This is a genomic window from Thermoanaerobacterium thermosaccharolyticum DSM 571, from assembly GCF_000145615.1.
In the GTDB taxonomy this organism is placed as follows: domain Bacteria; phylum Bacillota; class Thermoanaerobacteria; order Thermoanaerobacterales; family Thermoanaerobacteraceae; genus Thermoanaerobacterium; species Thermoanaerobacterium thermosaccharolyticum.
The window spans coordinates 2,081,320-2,095,866 of record NC_014410.1 but is presented as its reverse complement, the minus strand read 5'-3'; the positions used below and the strand labels follow the sequence as shown (position 1 = coordinate 2,095,866).

Annotated in this window: 13 protein-coding genes and 1 riboswitch; of the genes, 11 read left to right on the top strand and 2 right to left on the bottom strand. The window is 35.7% G+C overall.

Annotated elements, in window-relative coordinates:
- Positions 1 to 12: 12 nt before the first annotated feature.
- Entirely contained in the window at positions 13 to 693 is a 681-nt protein-coding gene (locus TTHE_RS10470) for a methionine ABC transporter permease (RefSeq protein WP_013298543.1), read from the bottom strand.
- On the bottom strand, positions 680 to 1,702 hold the full coding sequence (locus TTHE_RS10465) for a methionine ABC transporter ATP-binding protein (RefSeq protein WP_013298542.1): 1,023 nt from the start codon (positions 1,700 to 1,702) through the stop codon (positions 680 to 682). The genes TTHE_RS10470 and TTHE_RS10465 overlap by 14 nt, the downstream gene beginning before the upstream one ends.
- 82 nt (positions 1,703 to 1,784) lie before the next feature.
- Positions 1,785 to 1,887, bottom strand: a riboswitch (SAM riboswitch).
- A 216-nt stretch (positions 1,888 to 2,103) separates the two neighbouring features.
- Between TTHE_RS10465 and TTHE_RS10460 the strand changes: the two genes are divergently transcribed.
- The 11 genes from TTHE_RS10460 to gatB all read left to right on the top strand — a co-directional run bounded on the left by TTHE_RS10460 (position 2,104) and on the right by gatB (position 14,474).
- Positions 2,104 to 4,188 (top strand): BglG family transcription antiterminator, encoded by a 2,085-nt coding sequence (locus tag TTHE_RS10460; RefSeq protein WP_013298541.1) that lies wholly within the window; start codon positions 2,104 to 2,106, stop codon positions 4,186 to 4,188.
- A gap of 1 nt (position 4,189) precedes the next feature.
- Entirely contained in the window at positions 4,190 to 4,450 is a 261-nt protein-coding gene (locus TTHE_RS10455; protein ID WP_013298540.1) for a hypothetical protein, read from the top strand.
- A gap of 5 nt (positions 4,451 to 4,455) precedes the next feature.
- Complete coding sequence (locus TTHE_RS10450; protein ID WP_013298539.1) at positions 4,456 to 4,782, top strand: PTS sugar transporter subunit IIB; 327 nt, start codon at positions 4,456 to 4,458, stop codon at positions 4,780 to 4,782.
- A gap of 12 nt (positions 4,783 to 4,794) precedes the next feature.
- Positions 4,795 to 6,117 (top strand): PTS sugar transporter subunit IIC, encoded by a 1,323-nt coding sequence (locus tag TTHE_RS10445; protein ID WP_013298538.1) that lies wholly within the window; start codon positions 4,795 to 4,797, stop codon positions 6,115 to 6,117.
- Between the two features lie 20 nt (positions 6,118 to 6,137).
- Complete coding sequence (locus TTHE_RS10440) at positions 6,138 to 6,455, top strand: PTS sugar transporter subunit IIA (protein ID WP_013298537.1); 318 nt, start codon at positions 6,138 to 6,140, stop codon at positions 6,453 to 6,455.
- Positions 6,456 to 6,639: 184 nt separating this feature from the next.
- Complete coding sequence (locus TTHE_RS10435) at positions 6,640 to 6,939, top strand: YerC/YecD family TrpR-related protein (RefSeq protein ID WP_013298536.1); 300 nt, start codon at positions 6,640 to 6,642, stop codon at positions 6,937 to 6,939.
- 120 nt (positions 6,940 to 7,059) lie between these two features.
- Complete coding sequence (gene pcrA / locus TTHE_RS10430; protein WP_013298535.1) at positions 7,060 to 9,210, top strand: DNA helicase PcrA; 2,151 nt, start codon at positions 7,060 to 7,062, stop codon at positions 9,208 to 9,210.
- Positions 9,211 to 9,223: 13 nt separating this feature from the next.
- The gene (gene ligA, locus TTHE_RS10425) at positions 9,224 to 11,203 is read left to right on the top strand and encodes an NAD-dependent DNA ligase LigA (protein WP_013298534.1); all 1,980 of its coding nucleotides are present in this window, start codon (positions 9,224 to 9,226) and stop codon (positions 11,201 to 11,203) included.
- Positions 11,204 to 11,276: 73 nt separating this feature from the next.
- On the top strand, positions 11,277 to 11,564 hold the full coding sequence (gene gatC / locus TTHE_RS10420) for an Asp-tRNA(Asn)/Glu-tRNA(Gln) amidotransferase subunit GatC (protein WP_013298533.1): 288 nt from the start codon (positions 11,277 to 11,279) through the stop codon (positions 11,562 to 11,564).
- Positions 11,565 to 11,574: 10 nt separating this feature from the next.
- A complete protein-coding gene (gene gatA / locus TTHE_RS10415; RefSeq protein ID WP_013298532.1) occupies positions 11,575 to 13,044 on the top strand; it encodes an Asp-tRNA(Asn)/Glu-tRNA(Gln) amidotransferase subunit GatA in 1,470 nt (489 codons plus the stop codon).
- Entirely contained in the window at positions 13,044 to 14,474 is a 1,431-nt protein-coding gene (gene gatB / locus TTHE_RS10410) for an Asp-tRNA(Asn)/Glu-tRNA(Gln) amidotransferase subunit GatB (RefSeq protein ID WP_013298531.1), read from the top strand. Before gatA ends, gatB begins: the two co-directional genes overlap by 1 nt.
- Positions 14,475 to 14,547: the final 73 nt, after the last annotated feature.

Sequence of the window (14,547 nt, the reverse complement as noted above, 5' to 3'; positions counted from 1 at the left end):
TATACCATCCTTTCATCTTTTATCAACTTTTTTTGCCAGGTAGTTTCCTAATCTTTGTACGATTTCTACAAAGACGATTAAAACGATTATTGTTGCAATGAGTACATCTGTTTCAAATCTTTGATATCCATACCTTATAGCTAAATCTCCAAGACCACCCCCTCCAATAGCACCTGCCATAGCAGAATAGCCGAGAATATTTATGATTGTAAGTGTTATACCCAATATCAGTGAGGGCAGTGACTCTGGTATCATGACTTTAAATATTATCTGTGGGATTGTTGCACCAACAGATATTGATGCTTCTATGACACCCCAATCAACTTCTTTCAGCGATGACTCAATTACTCTGGCTACAAAAGGGGCAGCCGCAACTGACAGAGGTACTATTGCTGCTGTTGGTCCAATTGTAGTACCTACTATGAGCCTTGAAAGTGGGAAAATTGCAATTATAAGAATTATAAATGGTATTGATCTCATAATGTTAATGATGGTACCCAATATGTGGTTTAGTTTTATATTTTCGGATAAATGGCCTTTATCTGTTATTACCAGTATTATTCCTAGCGGTAGACCTATTATTACAGAAAAAAGGGTAGAGAAAAATACCATATACAGTGATTCCCACAAAGGCTGCTCCAAAAGCTGCCATAAGTTTATTAAGTATTGTATTGTGTTACTAGATGATACCATTTTTAAGCACCTCTATTCTAAGGCTGTTTTTTTCTAAAAATTTTATTGCATCTTTTATAGAACTTGGATCTCCATTAATCTTTATAAGGAGATTTCCTATTTGGGAGTTCTGGACTCTTTCTATATTTCCAGAGATTATATTGACGTCAACGTCGAATTTTTTTATCATATGCGATATTACAGGCTCGTTGCTGCTGTTTCCAAAGAATGACAGACGCAATATTTCTTCATTTGGATTCTCGTCGTCTATGAGGATGTCTGGTGGAAGCTCTGCTATCATATCTTTTAAAAATCTTTTCGACGTCTCCGTAGAAGGATTGGAAAAAATGTCTATTACATTTCCTTCTTCGATGATAACGCCATTTTCCAAAACAGCGACTCTATCACATAAGTTTCTTATGACTGACATTTCATGTGTTATGACGACTATTGTGATACCGTATTGTTTGTTGATATTTCTCAGCAAGTTTAATATTGATTCTGTCGTCGTCGGGTCTAATGCAGATGTCGCTTCATCTGATAAAATTATATTGGGATTATTGGCAAGCGCCCTTGCTATGCCGACTCTTTGCTTCTGACCACCAGATAGTTGCGAAGGATATGCGTATTTCTTGTCTTCAAGTTCAACGACTTTAAGAAGCTCGTTTACTCGCTTTTTTATAACAGAATCTTTAGCTTTTGAGATTTTTAAAGGAAAAGCTATGTTTTCATACACTGTAGAGTTCATCAAAAGATTGAAATGCTGAAATATCATGCCAATCTTTTTTCTCATTTCACGAAGTTCTTTTGGGCTTAACTTTGTCATGTCAGTACCATTTATGGAGACACTTCCCGTTGTGGGCTTTTCAAGCATGTTTATGCACCTTATTAATGATGATTTGCCAGCGCCGCTTAAGCCCATTATGCCGTATATTTCACCATCATTTATTGTTAAATTTATGTCTTTGAGTGCAACTACATCTTTTCCATTTGTGCTGTATACTTTGCTTAAATTCTTAATTGTTATCAATGTATTTCACCTTCTTTATGAAAAGTTTGGAGAGTTAAAAAATGCAATAAAAAAAACCTCCCAATGAAAGAGGTTAGATCCTCTCTCATCTCTCAGCATTAAAGCCGCAGGAATTGGCACCATTGCACTTTCGTGCCGGTTGCCGGGTTTCATCGGGCCAGTCCCTCCACCTCTCTGGATAAGAGAATAATTTCATTTTTAAATTGTTAAAATGATTATATAGGATTAAAAATGAAAAGTCAAGCGAAATTTTCATACTCGTAGATATTAAATTTATGTCATTCTCATATTGACACAGTGCTTACAAGTTTATGTTGAATTATGAGAATAATCGCTTATAATATAAATGTAAGATAAGTTAACTTATTAATAATTTGTCATAGACGAAAGGACAAAATCTTATGAAAGAATTAAGTGGGCGCCAACTAGAGATTTTAAAAAAAGTTATGTCAAAAGAGATGTCCAGCTTAGACGATATCGTCGCTAATTATAAATTAAGCAAAAGAACAATTTATAGAGAGATAAATGCCATAAATGAATACATTAAAGATTACAACTTAAAGTTGAAAAACAATGAAGGTGTTTTGGCAGTAGAAGGTGCTGACAGCGATATAGAGAAATTTAATTTTGATGTTATAGGTTATCGTCCTAGTGTAGATGCTGAGAAAAGGCGAAAGTTAATTCTCTCAGAGCTACTACAAATGAAAGAGCCTGTTAAGCTGGAGTATTTTGCAAGAGAGTACAATGTCACAACTGCTACAATTAGCTATGACATAAAAGAAATAGATAAATGGCTAAGTAGGCAAAAAGTCACAATTGTGACTAAGCCAGGTGTTGGCATATATGTAAAAGGTGATGAAAGCAATATAAGAAAGGCTATAATAAATTTTCTCTATGACAATGTTGCGACGAAAGACTTAATGGAATTTTTAAATAGAGGGTACAATAATATAAACAGATTAAGTGAGGACATCAATGACAGGCTATTGCGACTTATTGATTATGACACAGTTTTGAAGATAGAGAAAGCTATACAAAGATTAGAGAAATCACTGGACTACGAGCTGGCTGAAAGCTCTTATATGGGGCTTACAGTTCACCTGGCATTGGCGTTAAAGAGAATAAAAGAAGGCGAAAAGATCAAAATAGGTAATGAAAGCCTTCTTGAACTTAAAAAATCAGATGAGTACAGATTTGCAGAAATGCTTGCTAAATATTTGGAAGAAGAATTTGATGTCTTTATTCCTGAAGATGAAATCGGTTATATAACAATTCATCTTCAAGGTGCCAGATATAGAGCAAACACGGAAGATGTAAATGACGAATTTGTAAATGAAGTTTTATACGATATGATAGACGTTGCTGAAAGAGTATTTGGCACAAGTTTTAGAGATGATTCAATGCTTTTAAGTGGTTTAAAGACTCATCTAAGACCTACGATTTTTAGACTAAGGATGGGCCTTGCAATAAGGAATCCACTTATAAACGATATAAAAGACAGGTATAGTGCACTGTTTGAAAGGTGTATATTAATTGCAAATGTATTGAAGAATAAGCTTGATGTTGATGTTCCAGATGATGAGATTGGCTATATTGCGATGCATTTTGGAGCAGCTATAGCAAGGAAAAATGACAAAACGAAAAGGCATAATATTCTAGTAGTATGTGCAAGTGGAATCGGCACATCCAGAATGCTTTTGTCAAAGCTTCAGATGTTTCCGCAGTTAAACATTGTAGATACCGTTTCAAGCCTTAGAGTAAAAGATTTTAAAGATAGATATGATATTGACTTAATTGTATCTACTATACCTCTTGATATAAAGGACAAAAAAACGGTAATTGTCAATCCATTACTTTTAGACGATGACGTCAAAAAGTTAAAAGATGCATTAAATACAGACTTCATAATGGATTTTTCCAGCAGAAAGGCAGAAGGCGATAAATATAAAGAGCTTCTGCACATAGCAGAATACGGTAAAAGAATTATTGAATTGTGCAGCTCTCTCAAATTTAAAGATGTCTTCGGCAAAAATTCAAAAGAGATTATTGATTCTCTTTTGGAGGATTTTGTGAATATTGACAGTATTGACAAAGAAAAAATTGATTCAATAAAAGAGAAGCTTTTGGGAAGAGAGAGCCTTGGCAAGATTATTCTGCCTGGCAAAGGATTTGTAATCTACCACTGTACAGCATCTAGTTTAAATAAACCAATCCTCATCTTCGGAAAAGTAAAAAGCGAAGTTAGAATGAAAAATTTAATGAACAATTATGAAATCATTAAGACAGCGTTTTTGATGGTTGCACCTGATAGCGACAAGATGTGGATAGAGATACTTGGCGATTTAAGCGTTTCATTTATAGAAAGCAAAGATCTTGTTGAAACGCTGAATAGTACAAGCAATCTGGATGAAGCTAGGGAAATGGTGCAAAGGGCATTGATGGAAAAATATTATGATGAGATTAAAAGAAACCTTGTAGGTGATTAAAATGTTTAGTATTTCATTAAAACAGCGTAAGATATTTTATGTAATGCTGTCATTGGTATGGCTTGGGACGGCAGTTTATTCTATGGTAAATGACACTTTTTTGCATGGCTTTGAAATTCTTGTATTTGGTGCATTTTTCATTGGAGGAATTGCACTTGTTCAAGGGTATATGATAAGAATGCTTAAAATGTATGATAAAAATTTAAAAAAAGGGATAAATAACAACAAAAAAAGCCATAAAAATAATCATAAAAGGAGGTAATGAATATGGCTATACATGGTGTTATATTATGCAGTTGGGGGGCTACATCAAGCGCATTAGCAAAAAAAGTCACAGATGAAGCAAAAAAGCAAGGCTTGGACGTAACAGTTGATGCAGGTGGAACAGGTGAATTTAAGAAAAAAGCTGAAGGATACGATGTTGCTCTTTTAGAGCCGCAGGTAAGACATTTAAAAAAGGAAGTAGAGACAATCGCAGAAAAGTATAACATTCCTGTAGACATTGTTGATATGCAGGCTTTTGCGCTTATGGATGCCAAGAAGATATTAAATCAGATAATAGAACTTGCCAAAAAATCCGGCAAGGAAGCATAGGAGGTAATATAGATGAACGACAGACTTACAAATAACTGGTTTATGAAGTGGATGGAATCATCGTTGATGCCTGTGCTGGCTAGAATAGCACAGAATGTCATTCTTCAATCAATAAGGGATGCTTTTTCTAGTTTTGCATTGCCAGTTATATTGACAGGTTCGTTGTTTTTGATAATAGCAAATCCACCTCTTGCAGAAGGTGCAAATTGGGGACCGATCGTTGCATGGGCTAACGCAATAAAACCTATTGCAGGACAGTTATTGATTCCTTTCAACCTATCATTTGGTATTATGGCTTTGATGGTAGCATTTGGAACAGCTTATAGCTTAGCGACTCGCTGGGATTTAGATGAGGCTATGACAGGTATTATCTCAATGTTGGCATTTTTGGTTACTACTTTCCCGGCTTCAGATGTCACGAAAGTAAGTTTTGGGGATGTTCTTAACTATCTAGGTGGACAAGGTCTATTTGTTGCTATAATAATAGGCGTTTTGACAGCAGTTGTTGTAAGGTTCTTTAATAAGCAGGGCCTTGTAATAAGGATGCCTGAAGCAGTACCACCGTATGTTGTTAGAAGCTTTATGGCATTAGTACCAATGTTTGTAATGGTTGTTTCTGCTTGGATTGTTGAATGGATTGTATGGGCCAACTTCAAAGTAACACTGCCACAATTGGTAATTGAAGTGTTTAAGCCACTTGTTGCAGCGTCAAATAGTTATTGGGCAGCACTAGCTGAAATCATACTGATGATGCTTTTGTGGTCACTGGGAATTCATGGCATGAACGTTGTATCGTCTATAGCATATCCTTTCTGGATGAGCCAGCTTGCTGCAAATGTTAAGGCGTTAAATGCACATCAGACAATGACAGGTATTGTTACAGAACCATTCTTCCACATGTTTACACACCTTGGCGGTTCAGGTACTACATGGCCACTGGTTATTATGTTCTTATTCTCAGCATCAAAACAGCTTAAGACAATAGGTACAGCCGAGCTTATCCCTGCTATATTCAATATAAATGAACCGCTTATATTTGGTGCGCCAATAGTGTTGAATCCTATATTGATGATACCGTTCATAATCGCACCTGCAGCAGTTGTTACTATAAACTACATTGCATTCCATTTTCATCTTGTAACAGGACCATTGTATCAGCTTCCATTTACAGTTCCTGTGTTTATTGGTGGTTTTATATCAAGTGGCCTCGACTGGAGAGGACCTATTCTGCAGCTTGTAAACTTGATTGTAGCAGGTATTATATATTATCCGTTCTTCAAAATGTATGAAGCACAACTTTTGAAGAATGAAAGGGAAGCTGAAGAAAATAAATAAGCATAAGGAGGAACCCTTTGATGGAATTAGAGCAAATTATATACAATTTAGTCTTGCATGGCGGAAACGCTAGAGGTGAAGCTTATGAAGCATTAGATGCAGCAGAAAAAGGGGATTTTGAATCTGCTGAGAAGCATCTAGAAAAGGCTGATGAGGAATTTTATGCAGGCCACGATTACCAAAATGCATTGGTACAAGGAGAACAAAGTGAAGCTCCAAACTTCCTTGTAATACATGCGCAAGACCAACTTATGACGGCACTTGCTGAGAAGAACCTCATAAAAAGGCTTGTTGACTTGTATAAGAGGTTGGATGCTCTTGAAAAAAAGGTAAAATAAACAACTAATAAATAAAAGGTGAGTTATACTCACCTTTTATTTATTCCAATGAGTGTGATTTAAATACTGTTTTTTGGACGATCATGTGTTTTATCTTTTTTACTTTAAAGTATTGAATAATTGATGTGAATTTTGTACAATGTAGATGGACATATAATTAAAAATTTGGAAAGAGGGATAATCAATGTACAATTCCAAAATCAGAGACGAACATGTGGACGAGCTTTTTGAAGCTGTTTTAATGCTTAAAGACATGGAAGAATGTTATCGTTTTTTTGAGGATATAGCTACTATAAATGAAGTCAAATCATTAGCCCAGAGGCTTCAAGTTGCTAAGATGTTAAGAGATAGAAAAACATATATAGAAATAGCGGAAAAAACAGGTGCAAGCACAGCTACAATAAGCAGGGTAAACAGAGCATTAAATTATGGAGCGAATGGATATAATTTAATTCTCGATAGATTAAAGGAAAAATCTCGGTAAATCCGAGATTTTATTTGATTTAAGGACTACTAAACAATAAAATGGTTGATAAATTTAGAAGTTATATATACAATATAATCGTAAGTTATAGGTAAAATTTATATATTTGGAGTGAAATAGATGAATATTCTTGATAAACTTAATGATAGGCAGAAAGAAGCTGTAGTAACTACAGAAGGTCCTCTTTTGATATTAGCAGGAGCAGGAAGCGGGAAAACGAGGGTCCTGACACATAGAATAGCATATCTGATAAAAGAAAAAAGAGTTTCGCCTGCAAATATATTAGCTATTACTTTTACAAATAAGGCAGCACAGGAAATGAAAGATAGAGTTGAATCGCTGCTTGGATACGTTGGAGACATATGGGTATCAACATTTCATTCAGCATGTGTGCGCATTTTGAGAAGAGATATTGAAAAAATAGGGTATGATAAAAATTTTGTCATATATGATACGCAGGATCAAAAATCTTTGGTCTCTGATTGCATAAAAGAACTGGATTTAAATGAAAAGCAGTATACGCCTAAAAGCATGCTTAGCGCCATATCAAAGGCAAAAGACAAGATGATATCTCCTGATGAATATTTGCTGGAATTTGGGAACGACTATAGAAACAAGAAAGTAGCCGATGTTTATAAACTATACCAGAAGAAGTTAAAGAAAGATAATGCACTTGATTTTGATGACATCATAATAAAGACTATAGAATTATTTAAAAAAGATGAGGGTATATTAAGATATTATCAAGATAAGTTTAGGTATATAATGGTTGATGAATATCAAGATACAAACAGACCTCAGTATGAGTTTGTAAATCTTTTGGCGAAAAGGTACAGAAATCTCTGCGTTGTAGGAGATGATGACCAAAGTATATACGGATGGCGTGGGGCAGATATAAAAAATATTTTAGATTTTGAAAAAGACTATCCTGAGGCTAAAGTTATAAAACTTGAGCAAAATTATCGTTCAACACAGATCATTCTAGATGCTGCCAACAATGTCATTGACAACAACATAAAGAGAAAAAAGAAGCAGCTTTGGACAGATAATAAAGATGGGGAAAAGATAATCGTCTGTGAAGTTCAAAATGAGAGAGAAGAAGCCAATTTCATCATAGATAGAATAAAAGACTTAATTGCAAATGGAAGAAAATATTCTGATTTTGCAATTTTATATAGGACTAATGCTCAGTCACGTATATTTGAAGAGGCTTGTATGATGAATGATATACCGTACAAGTTAGTCGGAGCTTTGAGATTTTATGATCGCAAAGAGATAAAAGACATCATCGCATATTTGAGAATACTTGTTAATCCATATGATGACGTGTCACTAAAGAGGATTATAAATGTACCTAAAAGAGGCATCGGTGAATCTACAGTAAGTGCATTAGAGCAATATGCACGAGAACACGATACAAGCATGTATTTTGCTATTCCAGATGTAGAGCTTAAAGGCAGGGCAAGAAAAGTATTGGATAACTTTAAAAATTTCATTGATGATTTAATTAACCAACTTGATTTTATGAACATTATCGAAGTTATCGATTATATATTAGAAAAAACCGGTTATATGGATGAATTAAAAGCAGATGATACTAAGGAATCTGAAAGCCGCATAGAAAACATAAATGAGTTTATAGGAGCAGCAAGAGAATTTATGGAGACGTCTGAGGACAAATCTTTAGAATCGTTTTTGTCTGGGATAACATTAGTTTCTGATATTGATACAGCTGGAGATATTGGAGAAAGCGTTGTTTTGATGACGCTTCATTCTGCAAAAGGGCTTGAATTTCCTGTAGTATTTATGGCTGGCATGGAAGAAGGGATTTTTCCCAGCTCTATGTCGTTTATTGATGAACATGAGCTGGAAGAAGAGAGAAGGCTGTGCTATGTTGGCATAACTAGGGCGAAGGAGAGGCTTTTCATGACATATGCCAGAACTAGAAATTTATACGGAAAACCTCAATACAATACAGCTTCAAGGTTTATAAATGAAATACCTCAGGATTTAATTGTAGAGTATGACAAAGGTGCGATTAAAAGAAACGATTATGAGTCAGTTTCATCATATATAAATACGTTTGCTAGAAAAGCTAATGATAAAGCCAACTACAATCCAGGTGATAAGGTAGAGCATAAGTTGTGGGGAATTGGCACAGTGGTAAATGTAGAAGGTATTGGAGAAGAGCGAGAGTTGACTGTTGCATTTCCAAATGTAGGCATTAAGAGATTGTCTTTAAAATACGCACCAATTAGAGCTATTTCATAAGGCGGTGAATTTTATGACAATAGAAGAAAGAATAAAGGAATTAAAAGATAAACTTAATCACCATAATTACATGTACTATGTTCTAGACAGACCGGAGATATCTGACTACGAGTACGATATGATGATGAGAGAACTCATCAAACTGGAGGAAGAGCATCCAGAGTTTAAGACACCTGATTCCCCAACTCAAAGAGTAGGTGGAGAGCCTGTAAAGGAGTTTGAGCCATTTACACATGTTGTCGTAATGCAGAGTTTGGCGAATGCATTTTCTGAAGGAGAGCTTAGAGATTTTGACAGAAGAGTAAGGTCATCTGTTGGTGATGTGGAATATGTTGTAGAACTTAAAATTGATGGGCTGTCAGTTGAATTGATATATGAAAATGGAATATTTACAATAGGTTCTACAAGAGGTGATGGATTTGTTGGGGAAAATGTTACAAATAACTTGAAGACAATTAAATCTATACCACTTCGTCTCAAAGATAATTTAAACCTCATTGTAAGAGGGGAGGTTTTTATGCCCAGAGCTTCCTTTGAGAAGTTAAATGAAGAAAGGGAGCTAAATGGCGAAAGCCTTTTTGCAAATCCCAGGAATGCTGCTGCCGGCTCTTTAAGGCAATTAAACCCTAAAATAACTGCCAAAAGAGATTTAGATATATTTGTATTTAATTTACAGAGGATAGAAGGGGTAGAATTAAAAACACATGTAGAAGCATTGGAATTTTTGAAAGAGCAGGGGTTTAAAGTAAGCCCACATCTTAAAAAATGCAAAAATATTGATGAAGTGATTGAAGACATAAATTACATAAGGACTATAAGAGATAGCCTACCTTATGATACAGATGGTGCTGTTGTGAAAGTAAATGATCTTGAAAAAAGAGAGATTTTAGGTTCAACTGTAAAAGACCCCAGGTGGGCAATAGCATTTAAATATCCAGCTGAAAGGCAAAAGACAAAAGTTAAAGACATAATAGTTCAAGTCGGTAGAACTGGAGCACTGACTCCTACTGCTATATTAGAGCCTGTAAAAATAGCGGGTTCGATTGTATCAAGGGCTACCCTTCACAATGAGGATTATATAAAGGAGAAGGATATAAGGATTGGTGATACAGTTATCATTCAAAAAGCAGGTGAAATAATACCTGAAGTTGTAAGTGTTGTCGTAGAAGATAGAAAAGGCCATGAGAAGAATTTTTTTATGCCTGATACTTGTCCTGAGTGTGGAGCAACGACTGTAAGGCTTCCTGGTGAAGCAGTTACTAGATGTACAGGGTTAAATTGTCCTGCAAAGCTTAAGCGCGGCATCATACATTTTGCATCTAAAGACGCTATGGACATAGATGGATTGGGGCCTGCGGTAATAGGACAGCTTCTGGATAATCACCTTATACACAATATAGCTGACTTGTATTATTTAAAATACGATGATTTAATAAAACTTGACAGGATGGGTGATAAATCAGTAAAGAATCTTCTCAATGCAATAGAAGAAAGCAAGGGTAGGGATTTAGACAGAGTAATTTTTGGACTTGGGATAGATCTGATTGGCAGCAAAGCTGCATCAATACTGGCCAATCATTTTAAGACAATGGATTCATTGGAAGAAGCCTCTTTTGATGAACTTACGAATATTGAAGAAGTAGGTCCTAAGATGGCAGACAGCATTATAGCGTTTTTTAAAGAGAAACAAAATAAAGAGATACTAGATAAATTAAAAGAAGCTGGCGTAAATATGGTTAAAAAGAAAAGCGAAAATACCAGCAATATTTTTGATGGGTTGACATTCGTTTTAACAGGTACGCTTTCAAATTATACAAGAGATGAAGCAAAAAAACTGATAGAAGAAAGAGGTGGAAAAGTAACCGGCTCTGTCAGCAAAAAGACGAATTATGTGGTAGCTGGTACAGATCCCGGTTCAAAACTTTCAAAAGCACAGCAGCTAGGAGTAAAAGTTATAGATGAAGAAGAGTTTGAAAACATGCTGAAACAGTGATAAAATTAACTAAATGATGCTTTTTTGAATTAAATATGTAAAGTAAATTAAAGATTTGAAAGGGTGTGTATGTATGTCTATAACAAAAGACGAGGTTATCCACGTCGCAAAGCTGGCTAGGCTTAAGTTTACTGATGAGGAATTGGAGAAGTATTCACATCAGCTTGATAACATCATAAAATATGTAGACAAGCTAAATGAATTAAATACAGACGATGCAGAACCTACGGCGCACATTGTGCCAATCAGCAATGTTTTCCGAGAAGATGAAGTTGTGCCTTCGATGGATAGAGAAAAAGTCTTGATGAATGCAAAAGAAAAAGAAGATGGCTGCTTTAAAGTGCCGAAGATAATTGAGTGAGGTGTTTTGAATGGAATTACACAAATTAAAAATACATGAGCTGCATGATCTTCTTAAAAATAAAGAAGTAAGTGCTGTAGATGTAACTGAAGCGTATTTAGAAAGGATTAAGGAAGTTGAGCCACAAGTTGACGCGCTTATCTGTATTACGGAAGAATATGCATTGAAAAAAGCAGAAGAAGCAGACAAAATGATCCAGGATGGAAACATAAACGATCTAACTGGAATACCTGTGATTATAAAAGACAATATGTGTACAGAAAACATAAGAACTACGTGTGCATCGAAAATGCTGGAGGATTTTGTTCCGCCTTATAATGCAACAGTAGTCGAGAAGCTTAACAATCTTGGTGCTGTCATGGTAGGAAAAGCTAATCTAGATGAATTTGCAATGGGCTCATCTACTGAAAATTCTGCTTTTAAGACTACGAAGAATCCTTGGGATTTGTCTAGAGTACCTGGCGGTTCATCAGGAGGTTCTGCTGCATCTGTCGCTGCAGATGAATGTGCGTTTTCACTTGGGTCTGATACAGGTGGATCTATCAGGCAACCTGCATCTCTTTGTGGTGTTGTTGGAATGAAGCCTACATATGGCCTTGTATCAAGGTATGGTCTTGTTGCATTTGCGTCTTCTCTAGATCAAATTGGACCGCTTACAAAGGATGTAACAGACTGCGCAATAGTGCTAAATGCCATTGCTGGGCACGATCCAAAGGATTCTACATCTGTTGATAAGATGAGAAAGAAAGACTATAAAGAATTTTTAAAAGAAGATATCAAAGGCATGAAGATAGGTTACGCAAAAGAGTTTTTTAGACAAGGACTAGATGACGGTGTCAGAGAGTCAATTGAGTTGGCCTTAAAGATATTTGAAGATTTAGGTGCTGAAGTAAGAGAGATAAGCCTTCCCTACCTTGATTATGCGCTGGCTGCGTATTACATAGTTTCATCTGCAGAAGCAAGTTCAAATTTGGCTAGGTATGATGGCATAAGGTATGGACATGTAGCGACAAATTATGAAGATTTAATCGACATGTATATGGTATCCAGAAGTGAAGGATTTGGCAAGGAAGTAAAGAGAAGAATCATGCTGGGTACCTATGCTTTAAGTTCTGGATACTATGATGCTTACTACAATAAAGCATTAAAAGTGAGAACTCTCATAAAAAAGGATTACGAGAAAGCTTTTGAGGATGTGGATGTCATTGTTGGACCTACATCTCCTACAACTGCATTTAAGATAGGAGAGAGGGTTGAAGATCCATTGGCAATGTATCTTGCAGATGTATATACAGTTCCGGTAAATATTGCTGGTCTCCCTGGTTTATCGCTTCCGTGTGGTCTATCAAATGATTTGCCAGTGGGTCTTCAGATTGTTGGAAAACATTTTGATGAAGGAGTCGTATTGAATGCAGCGTACGCATTCGAAAAAGCTTGCAATTTTAACGCAAAACCAAGTTTTAAAGGTGGTGCTAGATAATGAATTATGAAGCGGTTATAGGTCTTGAAGTACATGCTGAGCTTCTTACAAAGACGAAGATTTTTTGCAATTGTACTACGGAATTTGGCGGTGAACCTAATACACATGTTTGTCCTGTGTGCCTAGGACTACCAGGTACTTTGCCTGTTTTAAATAAAAAAGTAGTAGAGTATGCCGTAAAGGCAGGGCTTGCCTTAAATTGCGAAATATCCAAATTTAGTAAAATGGATAGAAAAAATTATTTTTATCCAGATTTACCGAAAGCATATCAGATTTCACAGTATGACCTTCCTTTGTGCAAAAACGGATATGTGGAGATTGAGACATCAGATGGTGTTAAAAAGAAAATCGGCTTGACAAGAATACATATTGAAGAAGATGCAGGTAAATTAATGCATGAAAACATTGATGGCTCATTAGTTGATTACAATAGGGCAGGAGTACCACTTATAGAGATAGTATCAGAGCCTGATATGAGGACGCCAGAAGAAGCTTATCTTTATTTGACGAAGCTTAAAAGCGTTCTTGAGTATTCTGAAGTATCAGACTGCAAAATGCAGGAAGGTTCTCTCAGAGTCGATACAAATGTATCGGTGCGACCTGTAGGCAGCAATGAATTTGGAACGAAAATCGAGCTTAAAAACCTTAATTCATTTAAAGCTGTTCAAAGGGCATTAGAATACGAAATTAAAAGGCAGATAAAGCTAATTGAGAATCGAGAGAAAATTGTGCAGGAAACTCGCCGTTGGAATGAGCAGAAAGGCGTTACAGAGTCTATGCGCTCAAAAGAAGAAGCACATGACTATAGGTATTTCCCAGAACCTGATCTCGTACCTATAATAGTATCTGATGAATGGAAAGAAGAGATAAGAAAATCGCTTCCAGAAATGCCTGAGTATAAGAAAGAAAGGTTTGTTTCACAATATGGAATTCCAGAGTACGATGCATCTGTAATAACATCGTCGAAGCCATTGGCTGATTTCTTTGAAAAGTGCGCTTTGGAGTACTCATCGGCAAAGATAATAAGCAATTGGATAATGGGGGAAATGATGAGGCTTTTAAAGGAGACTGGAAAAGAAATTGATGAAGTGCCAATTAAGCCCCATCAGATGGCTTCTCTTCTAAATCTTATAGATAATGGTACCATAACCGGATCGATAGCTAAGACTGTATTTGAAGATATGTTTATGACAGGTAAGAATCCAGAAGAGATCGTAGAGGAGAAAGGCTTAAAACAGTTAAGCAACGAGGATGAGTTGAGAGAAATTGCTATAAAAGTCATAAAAGACAATCCTAAGTCTGTTGAAGATTATAAAAATGGTAAAGACAAAGCGATAGGTTTCCTTGTAGGGCAAATGATGAAAGCTACTAAAGGCAAAGCAAATCCGCAACTGGCAAATAAACTTTTGAAGGAAGAACTTTCAAAATAAATATTACTATTTTTAAAAAAACAGGCATACAATATCAATGGTGTTGTATGCCTTTTAAATTTAATATAATTTC